General features: G+C 70.3%; 18 protein-coding genes. 10 read left to right on the forward strand and 8 right to left on the reverse strand.

Going from position 1 to position 21,032, the window contains the following annotated elements:
• Positions 1-158 precede the first annotated feature (158 nt).
• Positions 159-1,337, forward strand: coding sequence for an arabinose transporter (locus tag FD678_RS12900; protein WP_140724019.1), 1,179 nt, complete (start codon positions 159-161; stop codon positions 1,335-1,337).
• 93 nt (positions 1,338-1,430) lie between these two features.
• Here FD678_RS12900 and fghA read toward each other — a convergent pair whose 3' ends face one another.
• From fghA to FD678_RS12925, 5 genes are all read right to left on the reverse strand, one after another.
• Positions 1,431-2,261, reverse strand: a complete 831-nt coding sequence (fghA, locus tag FD678_RS12905) for an S-formylglutathione hydrolase (RefSeq protein ID WP_140724022.1) — start codon at positions 2,259-2,261, stop codon at positions 1,431-1,433.
• Positions 2,262-2,292: 31 nt separating this feature from the next.
• The gene (locus FD678_RS12910) at positions 2,293-3,402 is read right to left on the reverse strand and encodes an S-(hydroxymethyl)glutathione dehydrogenase/class III alcohol dehydrogenase (protein ID WP_140724025.1); all 1,110 of its coding nucleotides are present in this window, start codon (positions 3,400-3,402) and stop codon (positions 2,293-2,295) included.
• A gap of 56 nt (positions 3,403-3,458) precedes the next feature.
• The gene (gene frmR, locus FD678_RS12915) at positions 3,459-3,734 is read right to left on the reverse strand and encodes a formaldehyde-responsive transcriptional repressor FrmR (protein WP_140724028.1); all 276 of its coding nucleotides are present in this window, start codon (positions 3,732-3,734) and stop codon (positions 3,459-3,461) included.
• 137 nt (positions 3,735-3,871) lie between these two features.
• A complete protein-coding gene (locus FD678_RS12920; RefSeq protein WP_140724031.1) occupies positions 3,872-4,288 on the reverse strand; it encodes a hypothetical protein in 417 nt (138 codons plus the stop codon).
• Positions 4,289-4,805: 517 nt separating this feature from the next.
• Positions 4,806-5,828, reverse strand: coding sequence for a glycosyltransferase (locus tag FD678_RS12925; protein WP_140724034.1), 1,023 nt, complete (start codon positions 5,826-5,828; stop codon positions 4,806-4,808).
• Between the two features lie 211 nt (positions 5,829-6,039).
• On the opposite strand from FD678_RS12925, the gene FD678_RS12930 reads away from it, so the two are divergent.
• Together FD678_RS12930 and FD678_RS12935 are read left to right on the forward strand one after the other, a co-directional pair.
• The gene (locus tag FD678_RS12930; RefSeq protein WP_140724038.1) at positions 6,040-6,756 is read left to right on the forward strand and encodes a response regulator; all 717 of its coding nucleotides are present in this window, start codon (positions 6,040-6,042) and stop codon (positions 6,754-6,756) included.
• Positions 6,753-8,228 carry an ATP-binding protein gene (locus FD678_RS12935; RefSeq protein WP_140724041.1) on the forward strand — a complete coding sequence of 492 codons (1,476 nt, stop codon included), beginning with the start codon at positions 6,753-6,755 and terminating at the stop codon, positions 8,226-8,228. The genes FD678_RS12930 and FD678_RS12935 overlap by 4 nt, the downstream gene beginning before the upstream one ends.
• Before the next feature lie 908 nt (positions 8,229-9,136).
• Here FD678_RS12935 and FD678_RS12940 read toward each other — a convergent pair.
• Complete coding sequence (locus FD678_RS12940; protein WP_256661924.1) at positions 9,137-10,567, reverse strand: glutamate--cysteine ligase; 1,431 nt, start codon at positions 10,565-10,567, stop codon at positions 9,137-9,139.
• A 107-nt stretch (positions 10,568-10,674) separates the two neighbouring features.
• Here FD678_RS12940 and FD678_RS12945 point away from each other — a divergent pair, with 107 nt between their 5' ends.
• Positions 10,675-11,391: a VIT1/CCC1 transporter family protein gene (locus FD678_RS12945; protein WP_140724047.1), complete on the forward strand. Its 717-nt coding sequence runs from the start codon at positions 10,675-10,677 to the stop codon at positions 11,389-11,391.
• Between the two features lie 77 nt (positions 11,392-11,468).
• On the opposite strand, the gene yihA is transcribed toward FD678_RS12945, so the two are convergent.
• Positions 11,469-12,101, reverse strand: a complete 633-nt coding sequence (yihA, locus tag FD678_RS12950) for a ribosome biogenesis GTP-binding protein YihA/YsxC (protein WP_140724050.1) — start codon at positions 12,099-12,101, stop codon at positions 11,469-11,471.
• A 134-nt stretch (positions 12,102-12,235) separates the two neighbouring features.
• On the opposite strand from yihA, the gene FD678_RS12955 reads away from it, so the two are divergent.
• The 4 genes from FD678_RS12955 (at position 12,236) to FD678_RS12970 (ending at position 15,548) form a co-directional block, all read left to right on the forward strand.
• Positions 12,236-13,036 carry a c-type cytochrome gene (locus FD678_RS12955; RefSeq protein WP_140724054.1) on the forward strand — a complete coding sequence of 267 codons (801 nt, stop codon included), beginning with the start codon at positions 12,236-12,238 and terminating at the stop codon, positions 13,034-13,036.
• A gap of 88 nt (positions 13,037-13,124) precedes the next feature.
• The gene (locus FD678_RS12960; protein WP_140724057.1) at positions 13,125-13,769 is read left to right on the forward strand and encodes a thiol:disulfide interchange protein DsbA/DsbL; all 645 of its coding nucleotides are present in this window, start codon (positions 13,125-13,127) and stop codon (positions 13,767-13,769) included.
• A gap of 164 nt (positions 13,770-13,933) precedes the next feature.
• Positions 13,934-14,767, forward strand: coding sequence for a thiol:disulfide interchange protein DsbA/DsbL (locus FD678_RS12965; protein ID WP_140724060.1), 834 nt, complete (start codon positions 13,934-13,936; stop codon positions 14,765-14,767).
• Positions 14,768-14,780: 13 nt separating this feature from the next.
• Positions 14,781-15,548: an endonuclease/exonuclease/phosphatase family protein gene (locus tag FD678_RS12970; RefSeq protein WP_218569686.1), complete on the forward strand. Its 768-nt coding sequence runs from the start codon at positions 14,781-14,783 to the stop codon at positions 15,546-15,548.
• 206 nt (positions 15,549-15,754) lie between these two features.
• On the opposite strand, the gene FD678_RS12975 is transcribed toward FD678_RS12970, so the two are convergent.
• Complete coding sequence (locus FD678_RS12975; RefSeq protein WP_140724063.1) at positions 15,755-18,631, reverse strand: TonB-dependent receptor plug domain-containing protein; 2,877 nt, start codon at positions 18,629-18,631, stop codon at positions 15,755-15,757.
• 184 nt (positions 18,632-18,815) lie between these two features.
• On the opposite strand from FD678_RS12975, the gene FD678_RS12980 reads away from it, so the two are divergent.
• Complete coding sequence (locus FD678_RS12980) at positions 18,816-20,777, forward strand: transglycosylase SLT domain-containing protein (protein ID WP_140724066.1); 1,962 nt, start codon at positions 18,816-18,818, stop codon at positions 20,775-20,777.
• Entirely contained in the window at positions 20,778-21,017 is a 240-nt protein-coding gene (locus tag FD678_RS12985; protein ID WP_140724069.1) for a hypothetical protein, read from the forward strand.
• The last annotated feature ends 15 nt before the right edge of the window (positions 21,018-21,032 follow it).

Here is a 21,032-nt window from a genome sequence, read left to right on the forward strand (position 1 = left end):
CCCATTGGCGCGCCCCCCTGGCCCGCCACGTAAGCGTTTACGTCAATCAACGCGACCCCGCCCACCGGCGTGCCGCCGGTCGCGATACGGGTCGCCGGGCGCGTGCCCGTCTCGACCCGGTCCGGCCAGGCCGCAGATGGGCCCGCACGAGTCGCCCAATGAACATCCCGAATCCAAACGTATCCTCCTCCGCGCATACGGCCGTGCTGCTGCGGCTGTGCGTCGCGATCTTTCTCGGCTTCATGACCTTGTCGGTACCGCTCCCGGTGGTGCCGGTGCACGTGCGCCAGGCGCTCGGCCATGGCGATCTCGTGGTCGGCTGCATCGTCGCGGTGCAGTTCGTGGCCACGGTCTTCACCCGCAGCGTAGCCGGCCGCCTCAGCGATACCGCCGGGCCGGCGCGCGCCACGCGCCGCGGCATGCTGCTGCTGTTCGCGTCCGGCGTCGGCTACCTGCTGGCCGCGCTGGTTCCCGCCCTGCCGCTGGCCTGGCTGGTGCTTGCGCGGCTGGCCGCCGGCATCGGCGAGAGCCTGCTGGTCACCGGCACCCTGGCCTGGGGCATCGGCCACCTCGGCGCGGCGCAGTCCGGACGGGTGATGACCTGGGTCGGCACGGCGATCTTCGCCGCGCTCGCGGCCGGGTCGCCCGTCGGCGTCGCGCTGGACGCGCACGGCGGCTTCCTGGCGATAGCCGTGGCGACGTTGCTGTTGCCCGTGCTGTCGTACGCGGTCGCCGGCGGCGTCGGCGCGGTCGCGCCCGTCGGCGGCACGCGCCCGCCGTTGCGCCAGGTGCTGGCGCGGATCTGGTGGCCGGCACTGGGATTGGCGCTGCAAGGCGTGGGCTTCGCCACCATCGGGACCTTCGCGGTGCTGTACTTCAACGATCGCCAGTGGCCAGGCGCGGCCTGGCTGCTCAGCGCCTTCGGCATCGGCTTCGTGCTGGCGCGGCTGCTGGGCGGGCGCTTGCCGGACCGCTTCGGCGGTGCGCGCGTGGCGGTCGCGGCGATGGGCGTGGAAAGCCTGGGCCTGCTCACGCTCGGCCTGGCGGTCTCGCCATGGATGGGCATTGGCGGTGCGTTCCTGACCGGCCTGGGTTGCTCGCTGGTGTTCCCGGCGCTGGGCGTGGAAGTGGTGCGGCGCGTGCCCGCGCAAGTGCGTGCGACCGCGCTGGGCGGCTATGCCGCGTTCCAGGACGTGGCCTATGCCATGGCCGGACCGCTGGCCGGCCTGGTCGCCACCCATCTGGGCTATGCCGCGATCTTCGTCTGCGCGGCAGGCAGCGCCTTGCTCGGCGCCGCGGTGGCGGCGGGCCTGGCGATGCGCGCCCGCGCGCCTTGAGCGGGATCGACGGAAGCGCGATGACCGCCGATCCCCGCGGGGCGGGGACGGCGCGGAAGTTGCCGGCCCCGCCTGCGCGGGGCCGGCACCGGCTCAGTCCCGCAATGCGGCGGCGTGATGCGCCACGTGCTCGCCGATGAAGCTGGCGATGAAGTAGTAGCTGTGGTCGTAGCCGGGCTGCATCCGCAGCGTCAGCGGGTACCCGGCCGCCTGCGCCGCCTCGGCGAGCAGTCGCGGCCTGAGCTGGCTGTCGAGGAACTCGTCGGCCTCGCCCTGGTCGACCAGCAACGGCAGCCGCTCCTGCGCGGTCTTCAGCAGCTCGGTGGCGTCCCACGCTTTCCAGGCTTCGCGGTCGTCGCCGAGATAGGCGGAGAGCGCCTTCTCGCCCCACGGCACCCGCGCCGGCGCCACGATCGGCGCGAAGGCCGACACGCTGCGATAGCGCCCGGGATTGCGCAGCGCGATGGTCAGCGCGCCATGCCCACCCATCGAATGGCCGCTGATCGCACGCGCGCCGGTCGTGGGGAACCGCGCCTCGACCAGCGCCGGCAGTTCGTTCGCCACGTAGTCGTGCATGCGGTAGTGCGCCGACCACGGCGCCTGCGTGGCATCGACGTAGAAGCCCGCGCCCTTGCCCAGGTCGTAGCCTTCGGCATCGGCCACGTCGTCGCCGCGCGGACTGGTGTCCGGCGCGACGATCGCCACGCCGTGCTCGGCCGCGTAGCGCTGCGCGCCGGCCTTGGTGATGAAGTTCTGCTCGTTGCAGGTCAGGCCCGAAAGCCAGTACAGCACCGGCACTCTCTCCCGCTCCGCCTGCGGCGGCAGGTAGATCGCGAAGTTCATCGCGCAGCCGAGCGCTTCCGACGCGTGCCGGTACACGTCCTGCCAGCCGCCGAAGCAGGCGCGGTGTTCGATGCGTTCCATCAAGGACTCCTTCGAGGCGGGCCGATGCCGGTCAATAGTGGACGACGCTGCGGATCGACTTGCCTTCGTGCATCAGCTCGAACGCGCTGTTGATCTCGTCCAGGCCCATCGTGTGGGTGACGAACGGCGCCAGCTCGATCTCGCCCTTCATCGCGTCCTCGACCATGCCCGGCAGCTGCGAGCGGCCCTTCACGCCGCCGAACGCGGTGCCCTTCCAGGTGCGCCCGGTGACCAGTTGGAACGGCCGCGTGGAGATCTCCTGGCCCGCGCCGGCCACGCCGATGATCACCGACTGGCCCCAGCCGCGGTGCGCGCATTCCAGCGCCGCACGCATCACGTTGACGTTGCCGATGCACTCGAACGAATGGTCCACGCCCCAGCCGGTCATCTCGACGACCACCTGCTGGATCGGCTTGTCGTGGTCCCTGGGGTTGATGCAGTCGGTGGCGCCGAACTGCCTGGCCAGCTCGAACTTCGAGGGATTGGTGTCGATCGCGATGATGCGCCCGGCCTTGGCCTGGCGCGCGCCCTGGATCACCGCCAGGCCGATGCCGCCGAGGCCGAACACGGCCACGCTGTCGCCTTCCTGCACCTTGGCGGTGTTGTGCACCGCGCCGATGCCGGTGGTGACGCCGCAGCCGAGCAGGCACACGTGTTCCGGGTTGGCGTCCGGATTGATCTTCGCCAGCGAGACTTCGGCGACCACGGTGTATTCGCTGAAGGTCGAGCAGCCCATGTAGTGGTAGACCGGCTCGCCGTTGTAGGAGAAGCGCGAGGTGCCGTCCGGCATCACACCCTTGCCCTGGGTGGCGCGCACCGCCACGCACAGGTTGGTCTTGCCGGACTTGCAGAACAGGCACTGCCCGCATTCGGCGGTGTACAGCGGGATCACGTGGTCGCCCGGCTTCACCGAGGTCACGCCCTCGCCGACCTCCACCACGATGCCGGCGCCCTCGTGGCCGAGCACGACCGGGAACAGCCCTTCCGGGTCGTCGCCGGACAGGGTGAAGGCGTCGGTATGGCACACGCCGGTATGGGTGATGCGGACCAGCACCTCGCCGGCCTTCGGCGGGGCGACGTCGATCTCGACGATTTCCAGCGGCTTGCCGGGACCGAACGCGACGGCGGCACGTGACTTCATGGACGACTCTCCTGCGATGACGATTCGACGGAAGGCCGGCGCGGCGCCGGCCAGGGTTACTTGAGATAGGAGCGGACCAGGCCGAGCAATTCCTGCACGCGCTCGGCGCGTTGCGCGTCCGAGCCGGCAGGCTGGCCGAAGTCCTCGCGGATGTGCGCTTCCAGCACCTCGGACATCAGCCCGTTGACCGCGCCGCGGATCGCCGCGATCTGCTGCAGCACCGGCCCGCAGTCGGCCCCGCCTTCCAGCGCGCGCTCCAGGGCATCGCACTGGCCGCGGATGCGGCGCACGCGGGTGAGCACGCGCTTCTTTTCTTCCGGCGAATGCGGCATGGCCCCTCCTTATACTGGGGGGCAGTATACAGGGCGGGTCGGAAAAGGAAAGAAAAATGCCTGGCTCCCGCGGGGAACCAGGCATCGTCCGGTCTATCTGGGCGGCGCGCGCATCGCCTGCACCGCCTGCCCTCGGATCAGGGAGTATCGCGATCGGGACGCCGGAAGCCCTTGGCCTCCATGCACGCGTGCAACTTGTCGTGGTCCAGTTGGCTGGCGGCCGGCTTGTCGTCCGCAGCCGGCGCGGCGCCCGGTTCCGGCAGGCGCACGCCCTGTTCGGCCGTGCACGCCCGGAATGCCGCGGCCGCGGCAGGATCGGGCGGCGGCAGGCCGGGCCCGCCCGGGCCACGGCGCATGCCGACGTCCGGCGGCGGCCCGGGCGGATGCTCGAAGCCCTTGGCCTCGAGGCAGGCGTCCATCCTGGCGCGGTCCGGCCGCGCGCCGTCCCGCGGCGGCGGACCTTCGCCCGGCGCGGGCAACGCCATGCCCTGTTCCTGCGCGCAGGCCTGCAAGGCCTCGCGGAACGCGGGATCGAGCCGATCCGGCGGCGGCATCGGCCGCTCGGCCGAACGCGGCGGGGGACCGCCTGCATCCGGCCCGCGTCCGCACGTCGACGCGCATCCGCCCAACGCCATTCCCAAAAACACCAGCACGCCCGTGGTCATCACGGGCCTGCCTAGCCTTGCCATCTTCATCTCGGTTCTCCGTAGCCGTCCTGTGCGGGTTCGTGCCGGCGCCGTCGTGGCCCCCTTCCGCACGACGCCTGGCGCGAACGGATGATTCCGTTCGCCTTTGCCGCCGGTTTGTCATCGACGTTCGCGACGCTCGACGCAGGTGCGAAGCACGACATGGGCGGCTTCGATCCGGCAGGCGGCGGCACGTGCCGGCACCGCATTCCGCGGTGCGCGGGTCATCCGGTCGCAGAGCCACGGCGCATCGCCGGGCGACACGCATGCAAGCGCATCGCCACGCTCGCGCGAACAAGGACAAGGCAGGCGCATGGCGGCACGATCGCCACCACGTACGTACTTCTGCATCGACGGCGCCCGTCGCGGGCGCGCGCGGAACCGGTCAGCCTTCCGCGATGCCGGCGGGCTGCGCGTCCAGGGCCTGTTCCCCATCGGCCACGTGCGACAGCACCGCATGGCAGAAGCGCGCCGAGAACGCCTGGTCGTTGAGCACGAAATGCTCTCTCGCGCGCGCCGACAACTCCGCCAGCCGCGCCTCCGGCAACGCCAGCGCGCGCTCCACCGCCGCCTCGATGCCGGCCGCATCGACGTAGTAGTAGGACGCCAACTGGCGGCGGCGCGAGGACGTCGGCGGGATCAGGATGCCCCGCTCCTCGGTGACCAGTTCGTTCATCGGCTCGGCGCCGGTGGCGAGGGTCACCGCGCCCACGCTCATCGCCTCCATCAGGTAATGGCCGAAGCCCTCGGTCTCGGAGGGGCACAGGTGGAACAGGTGCGCGTTCTGCAGGTGGCGCAGCTGCGCATCGTCCAGGTACTCGAGCCGATGATCGATGTTGGCCGCCCGCACCTGCCCGCCGGCGGTGCGCGGGTTCTGCACCACGGTCAGCAGCGGCCACTCGGGATGGCGCCGCCAGGTATCCAGCACCACCTGCGTGCCCTTGGCGGAACTGCGCCCGGCCAGGTGGAAGAACGCGCGCTGGCGCGCGACGCCGGGATCGTGGCGGTCCTCGCTGGTGAATCCGATGAAACGGGTGCGGAACCCCATCGTGCGGAAGATGCGCTCGGCATGTCGCGTCTTGCACAGCACTGCCTCGAAGCGCGACAGCAGCGGCAGCCACTTCGGCAGCAGCCATTCCGGGTTGGGCACCAGCAGGTTGCGCGCGGCCAACCGCAGGCAATGGGGATACACCCGCTCGGAGAAGACCTGTACCGGCACCTTGCCGCGCAGCATGCGTTCGCCCCACAGCCCGGCGGTGCGCAGGCGGGTCCGCATGCCGGTGCCGCCGAAGCCCACCTGCTCGACGGTCATCCCGGCCGCGCGCAGGGCCTCGCTCATCAGCGCCAGGTCGCGGGTCAATCCGACGCCGTTGTCGCGGCTGATCAGCCTGATATCGGGGGGAGACATGTGCGCGCGGCCGGGGTAGCAATGGGACGGGACCTGCAGAATCCCATGCTTCGGCGTCACCCACTTGACTGACACATTGCAGCCCCTGGCACGAATTTGTCATGCATTGACAAGCCCGCTCCGTATGATGCCGGCTCCAGCTTCCCGCCCGGTCCCGGCCCTCCCCCGGCCGCCGGCCCCGGGGGCCCCATCACCTGCCTCCGGACGGACCATGGACATGCAATCTTCCGTACTCGTGGTCGACGACGACCCCGACCTGCGCCGCCTCATCAGCGACTTCCTGGGCGAGCACGGCTACCACGTCCAGGCCGCCGAGAGCGTGCCGGAGATGCGCCGGCTGATGGCTCAGCGCCGCCCCGACCTGATCATCCTGGACGTGATGATGCCGGGCGAGGACGGGCTCAGCGCGGCCCGCGCCCTGGCCAGCGAGCGCGGCTCGCCGGCGGTGATCATGCTCAGCGCGCTCGGCGAGGACACCGATCGGATCATCGGGCTGGAAGTCGGCGCCGACGATTACCTCAGCAAGCCCTGCAATCCGCGCGAGCTGCTGGCCCGGGTCCGCGCGCTGCTGCGGCGCAGCCAGGCCAACGCCGAGCTGGCCGAGACCCGCGGCAACGTGTACGAATTCGCCGGCTGGCGCCTGGACCTGGTGCGCCGCGACCTGCGCGACCCGACCGGCGTGTTCATCAATCTTTCCGACGGCGAGTTCGCGCTGCTGCGCACCTTCGTCGAGCACCCGCAGCGCGTACTCAGCCGCGACCAGTTGCTCGACTACTCGCGCGGCCGCGACACCGACGTCTACGACCGCGCCATCGACAGCCAGATCAGCCGCCTGCGCCGCAAGATCAACGAGCGCGTGCACACCGAGCTGATCCGCACGGTCCGCAACGAAGGCTACATGCTGCTGCCGGCCGTCAGCCGGCTATGACCGGCGCCAAGCCCCGGCGCCGGCTTTCGATCTTCGCCCGCACCTTCCTGGTGCTGGCGATCGCCCTGGTGCTGGCGCAAGGCGTCGGCGTCGGACTGATCCTGATGCGCACGCCGATCTTCGCCACGCCGGTGCATCCGCCGGAGATCCTCGCGCTGCTCAGCACCAGGATGCCGGCCGCCAACGCCGACCTGCAGGTCAGCACCCAGTCCTCGCCGCCGGAAGCGCCGGCGGGGCACCATCGCGACCACTTCATCGAACGATTGATCGCGCACTGGCTGGGCATGGACGTCAAGAGCGTGCGCTTCTATCGCGAAGGCCGGCCGCCGGCCTTCCTCTCCGTCGTGCAGGAAGACGGCGATCGCGCGCCCATGGCCCCGCCACGGATCGATTCGCGCGGCGAGGCCGGGGACGACTTCCTGCCCCATGGCCGCCCGTTCGAAGACCCCTCGCCGCTCTACGACATCAAGGGGATCCCGGACGAGCCCTGGCACGAGATGCCGGTTCCCGGCTTCTCGCCCAGCTCGCCGCTGCTGGCCGGCTTCACCGCCGCCGCGCAGCAGCCGGACGGCACGTGGCGCGTGGTCACCGCGCCCGGCCGCCAGTTGTCCGGTGCGTTCAAGTTCCAGGTGGCGGCGCTGTTCTGCTGCGGCCTGCTGCTGATGCTGCCGCTGGCCTGGCGGTTCTCGCGCGCGCTGTCCGCGCCGATCCGGCGCTTTTCCGAAGCGGCCGACCAGCTCGGCCGGAATCCGGATGCCCCGCCGCTGGAACGCAGCGGCCCGGCCGAACTGGTGCAGGCCGCCGATTCGTTCAACGCGATGCAGGCGCGATTGAACCGGATGATGCACGAGCGCACCCAGATGGTCGCGGCGATCGCGCACGACCTGCGCACGCCGCTGGCGCGCCTGGCGTTCCGCATGGAAGCCGCGCCCGAAGCCCTGCGTGAGAAGACCCTCGCCGACATCGACGAGATGAAGGCGATGATCTCCGCGGCCCTGGACTTCATCAAGAACGATGCGCGGCGCGGCCAGCGTTCGCGCGTCGATTTCCAGCTGCTGGTGGAAAGCGTGGTCGACAACCTGGCAGACACGGGCGCGGACGCGCGGCTGGTACCGGGCGATTCGGTCGACGTCGAGGGCGACCCGCTGGCGCTGCGGAGGATGGTCACCAACCTGGTGGAGAACGCGCTGAAGTACGGCAAGCGCGCGCGCGTGCAGGTCCACCGCAACGGCGACCAGTGCCTGCTGTGGGTGGACGACGATGGCCCGGGCATCGATCCGGCGCAGCGCGAACACCTGTTGCTGCCGTTCGTGCGCGGGGAAAGTTCGCGCAACCGCGACACCGGCGGGATCGGCCTGGGCCTGGCCGTGGCCAACAGCATCGTCCTGGCGCACGGCGGGCAGATCGACCTGGACAACCGCCCCGAGGGCGGCCTGCGGGTCACCGTGCAGCTGCCGTGCCACGAGGCTTGAAGCCCGGGGCTCGGGACCGGGAAAAGCATCCTTGCCTGGGCCCGGCCATCAAGCGACCTGATGCTTTTTGCAGGGTTTCTTGGGAATTTTTTTTGTGGGAGGGACTTCAGTCCCGACGGATGGCCGGCAAAGCCCCGTCGGGACTGAAGTCCCTCCCACAGCGGCATTCGATCCGAAGCAGGCTTGCCGCCTTGCCGAATCCCCCAGTCCGCGGCACCGGGCAAAGCATCCTTGGCCGGACCCGACCATCAAGCGACCTGATGCTTTTTGCAGGGTTTCTTGGGAATTTTTTTGTGGGAGGGACTTCAGTCCCGACGGATGGCCGGCAAAACCCCGTCGGGACTGAAGTCCCTCCCACAGCGGCATTCGATCCGAAGCAGGCTTGCCGCCTTGCCGAATCCCCCAGTCCGCGGCACCGGGCAAAGCATCCTTGCCTGGACCCGACCATCAAGCGACCTGATGCTTTTTGCAGGGTTTCTTGGGAATTTTTTTTGTGGGAGGGACTTCAGTCCCGACGGATGGCCGGCAAAACCCCGTCGAGACTGAAGTCCCTCCCACAGCGGCATTCGATCCGAAGCAGGCTTGCCGCCTTGCCGAATCCCCCAGTCCGCGGCACCGGGCAAAGCATCCTTGCCCGGACCCGGCCATCAAGCGACCTGATGCTTTTTTGCAGGGCTTCTTGGGTACTTTTTGTGGGAGGGACTTCAGTCCCGACGGATGGCCGGCAAAACCCCGTCGGGACTGAAGTCCTCCCACAGCGGCATTCGATCCGAAGCAGGCTTGCCGCCTTGCCGAGCTCCCCTGTCACCAAGCCCCGGCCACGGCTCCTGATAAGGCCCGTCGGGCTGGAGCCCCTCCTGCGACAGCGTCCGATCCGGCGCCGGCTTTCCCGGGTCCCGGGCCCGCCCTCAATACGCGAACTCGGCGAACACCGGATCGACGCTGCCGTTCCAGCGGCCCTCGAACAACGCCAGCTTGCGTTCGGCCGGGGTCAGGCCGCTGTCGGCGATTTCCTGCAACACGTCCAGGAAGGGCGTCTCGTCCTGGCCGTCGGCGTTGCGGCGCGCGCGCCGGCGCAGGCCCTCGCGCGAGATCCGCAGCGCTTCCAGGGCCAGCTCGCGCACGGTCGCGCCGCGGAACGGCAGCTTCAGCGCGTGCCTCGGCACGCCATCGCGCAGCGCATGGCGTTCCTCCAGCGAGAAATCCTTGACCAGGTCCCAGGCCGCATCCAGCGCCGCATCGTCGTACAGCAGGCCGACCCAGAACGCCGGCAGCGCGCACAGCCGCGCCCACGGGCCGGCATCGGCGCCGCGCATCTCCAGGTACTTCTTCAGGCGCACTTCCGGGAACGCGGTGGTCGTGTGGTCGGACCAGTCGCGCAGGGTCGGCAGCGCGCCCGGCAGCGCCGGCAGCTTGCCGGCGAGGAAATCGCGGAAGCTCTGCCCGCTGGCATCGACGTAGGTGCCGTCGCGGTAGGAGAAATACATCGGCACGTCGAGCAGGTAGTCGACGTAGCGTTCGTAGCCGAAGCCATCCTCGAACACGAAATCCAGCATGCCGGTGCGGTCGGCATCGGTGTCGGTCCAGATGTGCGAGCGGTAGCTCAGGTAGCCGTTCGGCTTGCCCTCGGCGAACGGCGAATCGGCGAACAGGGCGGTCGCGATCGGCTGCAGCGCCAGCGACACGCGGAACTTCTTCACCATGTCCGCCTCGGACGCGTAGTCGAGGTTGACCTGTACCGTGCAGGTGCGCGTCATCATGTCCAGCCCGAGCTGGCCGACCTTGGGCATGTAGGCGCGCATGATCCGGTAGCGGCCCTTCGGCATCCACGGCATGTCCGCGCGCGCCCATTTCGGCTGGAAGCCCATGCCGAGGAAGCCCAGCTGCAGTTCGCCCGCCACCTCGCTGACCTCGCGCAGGTGCTCGCCGGTTTCCTCGCAGGTCTGGTGGATGTTCTCCAGCGCCGCGCCGGACAGCTCCAGCTGGCCGGCCGGCTCCAGCGTCACCGAGGCGCCGTCGCGGGCGAGCGCGATGGTGCGCCCGGCTTCCTGCACCGGCGTCCAGCCGAAGCGCACCAGTCCGTTCAACAAGGCCTCGATCCCGCGCTCGCCGTCGAACTGCGGCGGGCGCAGGTCGTCCAGGCGGAACCCGAACTTCTCGTGCTCGGTACCGATGCGCCATTGCGACGCCGCCTTCTCGCCGGACGCGATAACCTCCACGAGCTGGCGTCGGTCTGTGACGGGCGTATCGGCGACGTGGCTTGGGCTCGACAAGGGCGGACTCGCAGGTTGAAGGTGGAACGAAGTGGGGACGGGCCGCCGCCACCGCAAGGGCCGCACTATAGCGTGAGCCCGGCGGGCGCTACGTTGCGGCAACGGCGTTACAGATTTCCGCCATTCCTCTCGCTTTCGGCGCCCCTCCGCCCTCCGATCCGCAAGGAGCCTGCATGGGATCCCAACCCCGCCCGACCTTACCGCGGCACCGCGAGCGCCATCGCGGCGACCGCGTCGGCTGGCTGCGCGCCGCGGTGCTGGGCGCCAACGATGGCATCGTCTCGGTCGCCGGCGTGGTGGTCGGCGTGGCGGCCAGCGGCAGCGACGCGCGCTCGGTGCTTGCGGCCGGCATCGCCGCCACCGTCGCCGGCGCGATGTCGATGGCGGCCGGCGAATACGTATCGGTGCAGTCGCAGGCCGACACCGAGCAGGCGGACCTGAGGATCGAGCGCCGCGAACTGCGCGAGGACCCGCACACCGAGCTGGAGGAACTGGCCGGCATCTACCGCCAGCGCGGGCTCGATCCGGCCCTGGCCCGGCAGGTCGCCGAACAGCTCACCGCCCACGACGCCCTGGCGGCGCACGCGCGCGACGAACTCGGCATCACCGACACCCTGCGCGCGCGCCCGCTGCAGGCCGCGCTGGCCTCGGCCGCCGCCTTCTGCTGCGGTGCGGCGCTGCCGGTGGCGACGGCCTTGCTGGCATCGCCCGGGGCGGTCTCCCGGACGACCACGATCGCCACCCTGGCGGGCCTGTCGATCACCGGCGCCTGGGCGGCGGCGATGGGCGGCGCCCCCGCCTGGCGCGGCGCCCTGCGCGTGACGTTCTGGGGAGCGCTGGCGATGTTCGCCGCCAGCCAGATCGGCCGCCTGTTCGACATCGCCGTGTAGGCCGCGTCATGGCGCGGCGCCTCCTGCACCGCACGCAAGCGGGTCAGAGGGTTCCCTGCGCAGCGGCGATCAAGCCGTCAGGAACGGCCGTGCTCGGCCGCCACCGGCGGCTCCAGCTCCAGCCAGCCCTCCACCACCGCCCGCAGTTCGTCCACGCCCTGCCGCGACTGCCCCGAGAACGCCTGCACGCCGACGCTGTCGGCGAAAAGCGATGCCAGTTCCTTGCGCACCTTCTGCAGCGCCTGCGCCTGCTGCCCGCGCCCGAGCTTGTCGGCCTTGGTCAGCAACGCGTGGGCCGGCAGTCCGCGCGCGGCCGCGTAGCCCAGCATCTGCAGGTCGTACTCCTTGAGCGGATGGCGGATGTCCATCACCACCACCAAGCCGCGCAGCGCCTGGCGGGTCCGGAAGTAGTCGTCGATGAAGGCCTGCCAGTGCACCTGCAGTTCCTGCGGCACCTTGGCGTAGCCGTAGCCGGGCAGGTCGACCAGGCAGCGGCCGGGCTGCACCTCGAAATACACCAGTTGCTGGGTGCGCCCCGGCGTCTTGGACACCCGCGCCAGCGCGTTCTGGCGGGTCAGCGCGTTCAGCGCGCTGGACTTGCCCGCGTTGGAGCGGCCGGCGAAAGCCACCTCGAAACCGCCGTCGGGCGGCAGCTGGCGGGCGTTGTGGGCCGAAAGGAGGTAGCGGGCACGTTCGATGAGCTGCGACATCCGCATAGGATCGCATGTCCCCCGCCTTGCTGCGCCGTTCGTTGACCGATGCGCGGCGCCATGCCGATAATCCGGACGCCTGCGGAGGCAGCGCCCCCACGCCCGCAGTCCAGGTCCATACGGAGCTTTAGCTGATGCGCCATGCTCGCGTTCTTGCCTTCACTGCCCTTGCCGTTCCCGTCATCGCGGCGGTCGCGTTCGCGCAGTCCGCGGTGACGCCCGTCCCGGACAACGCGCCGGTGCGGGTGGCGCCCTTGGAGATCGACCTCTCCAAGACCACCTGGGGCGATGCCAAGGCCGGCCAGGCCAAGGCGGCCGCCTGCGCGGCCTGCCACGGCCCGGACGGCAATCCTTCGGTCGACATGTACCCGCGCATCGCCGGGCAGAGCGAGCGCTACATCGCGCACCAGATGGCGCTGATCGCCAACGGGCAGCGCACCGGCGGCGCAGTCGCGGCGATGGTGCCGTTCGTGAAGGACCTCACGCCCCAGGACATGCGCGACATCGGCGCGTATTTCGCCACGCAGAAGGCAAGCGCCGGCCTGGCCGACGACACCGTGGTCGCCGAAGGCCCCTACAAGGACATGAAGTTCTACGAGATCGGGCAGAAGCTCTACCGGGGCGGGGATCCCTCGCGCGGCATCCCGGCCTGCATGGCCTGCCATGGCCCGACCGGGGCGGGCAACCCGGGCCCGGCCTACCCGCACATCGGTGGCCAGCACGCCGCCTACGTGGCGCGCCGGCTGCAGGAATACCAGTCGGGCCAGACCACCGAGACCGATCGCCACCTGTTCGACATCATGGCCCAGGTCACCCATTCGCTGACCGAGCAGGAGATCCAGGCCCTGTCCAGCTACCTGCAAGGCCTGCACGACCGGGCCGACGACGAGGCGGCCGCGGCGACCCTGCCGGCCGCGCCGCCCGGACGCTCGTGAACCTCGGGCCGCCGCGGCGGTCCAAGCGCAGGTCCCATCCAGGCGCCGGTCATCGACCGGCGCTTGCTTTTCACCCCACGGAGCACGCATGAAACTGCCATCCCGACTGCTGATGATCCTGCTCGCGTTCGTCCCCCTGGCCGCGGTCGCGGCCGCCCCGGCACCGGTCGCCGGGCAGGACTACGTCGAGATCGCCGACGGCCAGCCCTACCAGCCGCTGGACGGCAAGATCGAGGTCGCCGAGGTGTTCGGCTACACCTGCCCGCATTGCGCGCACTTCGAACCGCGGCTGGAGCAATGGGTCGCGCGGCTGCCGAAGTACGTGCGCTTCACCCCGGTGCCGGCCGCGTTCGGCGGGCAGTGGGACGCGTTCGCGCGGGCCTACCTGGCCGCCGACCTGCTGGGCGTGGCGAAGAAGAGCCACCTGGCGATGTTCCAGGCGATCCACGACAAGCACAGCATGCCGATGCAGAACGTCGCGCCCGAAGAGCTGGCCGCGTTCTACGCCGACTACGGCGTGCCGCAGCAGCAGTTCATCGATACGCTCAGGAGCGACGAGGTGGAGGCGCGCCTGAAGGCCGCGCGCGAGTTCGCCATGCGCAGCGGCGTGCCGGGCACGCCCTCGATCGTCGTCAACGGCCGCTACCTGGTCCGCGGCAAGGACTTCGACAGCCTGCTGCGGGTGGCCGACTGGCTGATCGCGCGCGAACACGCCGGCGCCTCGCGGAAGTAAGATCCCCGCACCTGGAGGCACGGCGCCCTCGCGAGGGCCCGCCATCAATACCCCGCGCATGGATGCGTGGCGCCGTTGCGAGGGACTCGCAACCAACTCGTGCCATCATGCGTCCCCTGGCCGGCCGCCGGCCGCCATCCCGTTTCCCGTTGGAGATCCATTCGATGAAGAGCCGTTTTGCCCTGACCCTGATGGCGATCCTGCCGGTCCTGGTGGCCTGCAAGGCCCAAGACGGCAGCGCCGATACCGTCGCGGCCACCCCGGCTACGCCGGCCAGCGCCCCGGCCGAGCAGCCCGCCGCCACGCCCGCCCCGGCGACCCCCGAGGCGCCGGCCGACGCGGGCGCCGAGCAGGCCGCCGCCCCGGCCCAGGAGGCCGGCCATACCCCGGCCGCCAACCCGCCCTCGCCGCCGAGCGGCCCGGAACCGGTGGCCGGCACCGACTACGTCGACATCGAGGGCGGCCAGCCCTTCCAGCCCGCCGCCGGCAAGATCGAGGTCGCCGAGGTGTTCGGCTACGTCTGCCCGGCCTGCTTCCGCTTCCAGCCGCTGATCGGGCCGTGGAAGGCCGGCCTGCCGTCGGACGTGAACTTCGTCTACGTGCCGGCGATGTTCGGCGGCACCTGGGACGACTACGCCCGCGCCTTCTACGCGGCGCAGACCCTGGGCGTGCAGGAGAAGACCCACGAAGCGCTGTACCAGGCCATCCACGTCGAGCAGACCCTGAAGGGCGAGCGCGGCCGCGACTCGGTGCAGGACATCGCCAACTTCTACGGCAAGTACGGCGTGGACCCGAAGAAGTTCGCCGACACCATGGCCAGCTTCGGCGTGCAGACCCAGACCAACCGCGCCAAGCAGTTCGCCACGCGCAGCAAGATCACCGGCACGCCCTCGCTGATCGTCAACGGCAAGTACCTGGTCAAGGGCACCAGCTACCAGGACATGCTGCGCATCGCCGACCACCTGATCGCGCGCGAGCGGGCCGCCGGAGCGAAGTAAGCCCGGAACCGTCGTGAGCGATTCGGAAACGCGTACCCTGCGGGTGCTGACCGCCAACATCCAGGCCGGCTCCAGCACCCGCCGCTACAGCGACTACGTGACGCGCAGCTGGTCGCACGCCCTGCCGATGGGGCGCAAGCGCAACAGCCTGGACGCCATCGCCAAGCTGGCGGGCGAGCGCGACATCGTCGGCCTCAACGAGGCCGACCCCGGCAGCCTGCGCTCGGGCTTCACCAACCAGACCCACTACCTGGCCGAGCGCGCCGGCTTCAATTACTGGAGCCACCAGCCGAACCGGCGCATGGGCGGCGTGGCCTCCAGCGCCAACGGCCTGCTCAGCAAGCTCGAGCCGGTCGAGGTGCAGGACCATGCCCTGCCCGGCCGGATCGGCGGGCGCGGCATGTTGCTGGCCAAGTTCGGCGAAGGCCGCCAAGGCCTGGCGGTCGCGGTGGCGCACCTGTCGCTGGGCGCCAACTCGCGCAAGGCGCAGTTGGCCTTCATCGCCGAACTGCTCTCCGAGCACCCCAACGCGATCCTGATGGGCGATTTCAACTGCGTGGCCGACCGCCCGGAAATGCAGCCGCTGTATCGCCATACATCGTTGCAGCCGCCGGGCTGCGTGATCCCCAGCTTCCCGAGCTGGCGGCCGGAGCGCGCGATCGACCACATCCTGGTCAGCGACGGCCTGACGATCGGCAAGACCGAGGCCATCCCGGCGGCCTTCTCCGATCACCTGGCGATCGGCATGGACGTGAGCGTGCCGCGGAAGCTGTTGAAGTGAGGGCCGGCGAGGCGCCGGCCGCATCTTCGGCAAGGCCCTGTCGCGACTGAAGTCGCTCCCACAGAAAGCGAAGCGCGGCATTCGCGGGGCGCGGCCCGCCTCCATCGCCGATTCGCCTGCCTCGCCTTCCCCTGGAATCGCGCAAGCCGCGACGGGGATTTCCCTGGGGAGCCCCGTCGCGGCCTGCGCCGTTCTTGCGGAATGCCTCAGAACTTCAGGTCCGCCCGCACGTACCAGTAGCGTCCCTGCGGGATGTCGTAGGTGGACGCGTCGTAGCCGTTGAGCGAGCACGACAGGCAGATCGGCGGATCCTTGTCGAACAGGTTGTTGACGCCGGCGGTCAGCTGCAGCCCGTTGAGCCAGGCGAAGCGATAGCCCAGCTGCACGTCGTGGTAGGTGACCGCATCGAGCGTGTTGGTACCGGCGGCCTGGTTGCTGCAGACCGGGAAGGCCACCGCGTCGCCGCACTGCTCGGTCAGCTCGGAGATGTGGCGCACCGTCCAGGCCGCGTTCCAGTTCCCCAGCGACCAGTCCAGCGAGGCGTTGCTGGTCCACTCCGGGATCGAACTGTCGACCACCTCGATGCCCGGCCCCTGCGGCTGCCGCTGCCCGGCCGCGCCGGTGGCCTCGTAGCGGCCCACGAAGGTGTTCTGCCACTTCACCTTGAAGCGGCCGAGCGCGGTCTCCGGCAGCGTCCAGAACAGGTCCACGTCCCAGCCGTCGGTCTTGATCGAGCCGAGGTTGGTCAGGCGGTTGTTGAAGCCGTTGATGCCGCCGGTGGAGGCGCGCGTGATGCCGCCGCAGTAGGTCGGATCGAGCGTGTCCACGCACAGGTCGAGTTGGGTCTGCGCATCGATCGCCTGGATCGCGCCGTCGACGTGGTGGCGATAGAACGTCACTTCGATGTCGAAGCGGTCCGACCAGGCCGCGTTGCTGCCGAACCACGGGCTCCAGACGAACCCGGCGCTGAAGCTGCGCGAGCGTTCCGGCTCGAGGTCGCGGTTGCCGCCGGTGGTCACCGAGATCTGCGAGTTGGCCTGCTGGTAGCCGGCCGGCACGCCGAGCGCGGCGCAGTTGGCCGCGCTGCCGCGCGGCGGCGTGCCGCCCAGGCCGATCGAGCAGGGATCGGAGAGCGTCAGGTCGGCGCGCGCCGCCGAGCCGTACAGCTCGCCGATGGTCGGCGCGCGGAACCCCTCCGCGTAGCTGGTGCGCAGCACGAACTCGTCGGTCACCTGCCAGCGCAGGCCGTACTTGGGCGTGAACTCGCCGCCGAAGGTCGAGTAGTCCGAATAGCGCCCCGCCAGGCTCAGGTCGAGCTTCTCGCCCAGCGGCGAGTCGGCGAAGATCGGCACGCTCAGCTCGAGGTAGGCCTCGTTGACGTCGTAGCTGCCCGAGGTCGGCAGCGACGGCACGCCGTTGTAGTGGCCGGCCACCGTCAGCGGATCCGGGCGATACCAGCCTTCGTACTTGCGATGCTCCAGGCCGGTGGCGAAGGAGACCGGGCCGGCCGGCAGCCGGAACAGCTCGCTGCTGAGGTTGGCGGTGAACAGCGTCAGCTCGTTCTGGCTGCGGTCGCGCACCACCGGCTGGATCCAGCGCAACATCTCCGGCGTGATGCTGCCGGCGCCGCCGAAGATGTCCAGCGGCACGCAGCCGGCCACCGCCGCGCACGCGGCCGGGTCGCCCAGCGCCAGCGCGATGTTGTAGATGTTGTAGCTGCCGTAGTTGGTCTGCTCGGCCTTGTTCTTGCTGTACATCGCGTTGATGTCCCAGAACCAGGTCCGGTCGGCCGATTCGAAGCTGCCGACGAAGCCGGTCCCGACATACGAGGTGTCCACGCGCTGTTCGAAGATGCGCGCCCCGCCTTCCACGGGGCGCCGGCCGATCATGATCAGGTTGTCGGACGAATCCAGGTCGAACCCGAACGGGTTGTACGGATTGAGCGCCGAAATGAAGACGTTGTCGGCCAGCGGATTGCCGGTGCCCGCGTCGGGCCCCAGGAAGATCGGCTCCGGCGCGGCGCGGTTGACCGATTCGCGGCGGTTGCCCAGCGCCTTGAGGTACCACTGCACGTCGTCGTTGAAGAAGAAGCGGAACTGGCCGAACACGCCCTTCCGCTCGGATGGCGTCAGCACCATGTTCTCGGCCGCGAAGTTGTAGCGGTCGGCGGTGGAGAAGCAGTGGTAGTCGTCGCTGCGCGCGCAGCCGGCGCTGCCGTCGTAGGACGGCGCCCCGGACCGGCCGCCGTTGAGCGTCAGGTCCTGCTCGGCACCGGTGTTGGGATCGACGAAGACGAAGCGCCCGTCCGGCGTGGCCGAGCTGCCGAAGGCAAGCCCGGTGCCCGGGGTCGGGTAGTACGACTGGCGGCGATCGCGCGCGTACACCGGATCCTGCTTCACGTAGCTCGCGCCGAGGAACAGGCTGGTGCGCTCGGTACGGGTGCCCCAGGCAAGGTCGAAACCGCGGTTCTCGCCGTCGCCCTTGCCGTACTGCCCGTAGTTCAGCGTGATCTGCGCGCCGTCGAACTCGCGCCGGGTGATGATGTTGACCACACCGGCGATCGCGTCCGAGCCGTACAGCGAGGACGCGCCGTCCTCCAGCACCTCGATGCGCTCCACCAGGGCCAGCGGGATCGTGTTGAGGTCGGTCGAGGCGCCCACGCCGGAGGCGGAGGACTCGTTGATCCAGCGGATGCCGTCGACCAGCACCAGCACGCGCTTGGCGCCCAGGTGGCGCAGGTCCACCTGCGCGGAACCTGCGCCGACGCCGCTGCCGTCCGGCGGGAAACCGAAGTTGCCGGACGAGTTGAACTTGGCGTTGAGCGCCGAACCCGAGCCGGTCAGTTCCTGCAGCACCTCGCCGATCGAGGTCAGCCCCGTGCGCTCGATGTCGTCGCGGGTCAGGGTCTGGATCGGCACCTGGCCCTGGACTTCGGCGGTCTTGATGCGGGTACCGGTCACCTGGACGCTGTCCAGCGTCTTGGTCTCGGTCGTCCCGGCGTCCTGGGCCCGTGCCAGCAACGGCAGGCAGAACGCCGCGCCCAGCAGGGCGTGGCTCAAAGGATGGCGGCGCAGGTACTTCATCCGGCTCTCTCTCCAAAGGGGATGGGAAGGCCGCCACGTTCCCCCTGCGCCGCAGCGGCTGACCCGACTTGTAAACAAATCGTGAATCGATGGCAAGCGGCGGCACACAACGACACGTGGTTGGCACGCAGCCGGCACGTCGGTCCATCACGCCTGTTCAGCGCGCAGCGGCGATACTGCCGCGATGAAGCGGACCCTGACCCTGTTCATCCTTTCCATCGCCGGCCTGCCCGCCTTCGCCGGCGCGCAAAACCTGGAAGCGCAGCGGCCGGCCATGCGCAGTGCGCTCGAGGCCGCCGATGCCGGCCGCCTCGAGCCCGACGAACTCGCCGCGTTCTCCAGCCATCCGCTCTATGGCTGGCTGCAGTACGCCAGCCTGCGGCGCAACATCGACCGCATCTCCAACGCCCAGGCCCAGGACTTCCTCAAGCGCTACGCCGGCCAGCCGGTCGCCGAGGCGTTCCGCGGCGCGTGGCTGCCCGCGCTGGCCCGCCGCCAGGACTGGAGCGCGCTGCTGGCCAACTGGAAGCCGACCGACAACGTCGGCCTGCGCTGTGCCGAGCTCAATGCGCGCCAGGCCCTCGGCAAGGCCGACGCGCAATGGGTCGCCGATGCGCAAGCCCTGTGGTCGAGCAGCGGCAAGTCGCTGCCGGACGCCTGCGACCCGGTGTTCGCGGTGCTGGAGGCGCGCGGTGGCATGACCGACGCGCTGCGCTGGCAGCGCGTGGAAGCGGCGGCCGACGCGCAGCAACCGGCGGTGATGCGCAGTGCGGCCCGCGGGCTGCCGGCGGCCGAGCTGGCCCAGGCCAACGACTACGCGCAGTTCCTGGCCCAGCCCGATACCCGGGCGCTGCAGTGGCCGAAGACCGATCGCAGCCGCCGCATCGCCGTCGACGGCCTGGCCAAGCTGGCCAAGGCCGACCCGGACGCGGCCGAGCGCCTGTTGCCGCAGGTCGCCGGCGCGCTCGGCTTCAGCGACGCGCAGCGCGGCCAGGTGCTCTACCAGATCGCGCTGTGGACGGTGGCGTCCTACCTGCCCGATTCCGCGCGCCGGCTCGACGCGGTGCCCGAGGCGGCCTACGACGAGCGCCTGCACGAATGGCGCGCACGCGAGGCGATGGCGCGCGGCGACTGGCCGTCGGCGCTGGCGGCGATCCGCAAGATGCCGGCTTCGCAGCGCAACGACTCGCGCTGGCAGTACTTCGAGGCGCGGTTGGCGGAGAAGACCGGCGATGCCGCGGCGGCCCAGGCCCTGTACCGCCGCGCCGCCGGGCAACCGACCTTCCACGGTTTCCTCGCCGCCGACCGCCTGCAACAACCCTACGCGCTGTGCCCGTGGCAGCCGAACGACAGCGCGCAGGCCAAGGCCGCCGTGGCGCGCGATCCGGCGCTGGTCCGCGCGCTGGAGCTGTACAAGCTCGACCGCGCCGGCTGGGCGACCCTGGAATGGAACGACGCGCTGACCCGCTTCGACGACACCCAGCGCCGGCTCGCGGTGGAAGTGGCCGGCGACAACGGCTGGTTCGACCGCGCGGTGTTCGCGCTCGGCAAGCAACCCGACGAACAGCGCCTGTACGCGCTGCGCTTCCCGCTGCACCACGACGACACGATCCGCCGCGAAGCCGCGCGCAACGCGCTCGACCCGGCCTGGGTCGCCGCCGAGATCCGCGCCGAGAGCGTGTTCAACCCGAACGCGCGCTCGCCCGCCAACGCGATGGGCCTGATGCAGGTCCTGCCCGCCACCGGCGCGAGCGTGGCCAAGTCGATCGGCCTGGCCGGCTATGGCGGCGCGTCCAGCCTGTACGACCCGGACACCAACATCGCCATCGGCACCGCCTACCTGCGCCAGCTGCTGGACAAGTACGGCGGCCAGCCCTACGTGACGATCGCGGCCTACAACGCCGGCCCGACGCCCGCCGCGCGCTGGCTCGGCCAGCGGCCCAGCCACGACCCGGACATCTGGATCGAGACGATCAGCTACAAGGAGACCCGCGAGTACGTGGCGCGCGTGCTCGCCTTCAGCGTGATCTACGACTGGCGGCTCAACGGCGACGCCCTGCCGCTGAGCGACCGCCTGCTCGGCAAGCTGGTGGACACGCGCAAGAAGTTCGTCTGCCCGTCGTCGGCCAGCGCGGGCGGTCGCTGAGTGGGCCTGGTCGCGTGGTGCCTGCTGTTCGCGGCGGCCAGCGGCCTGGCCTGGTGGATAGTGAATGGCGGCGGCGCGGACTGGATGGAAGGCTGGAAGGCCGCGCTTCTCCTCGACGGCCCTTTCGCCGGCTTCTGGAACGCCGAGCAGATCCGCCTGTACGTCCTGCTGCTGTGGCTGGCCGGGCTGGTGTGGTTCGTGATCGGGCTGTTCGTGCCCGGGGCGCGCGGATTCGGCTGAACGCCGCGGCGCATG

The organism is Pseudomonas sp. Hp2 (assembly GCF_006386585.1).
Taxonomy (GTDB): domain Bacteria; phylum Pseudomonadota; class Gammaproteobacteria; order Xanthomonadales; family Xanthomonadaceae; genus Pseudomonas_S; species Pseudomonas_S boreopolis.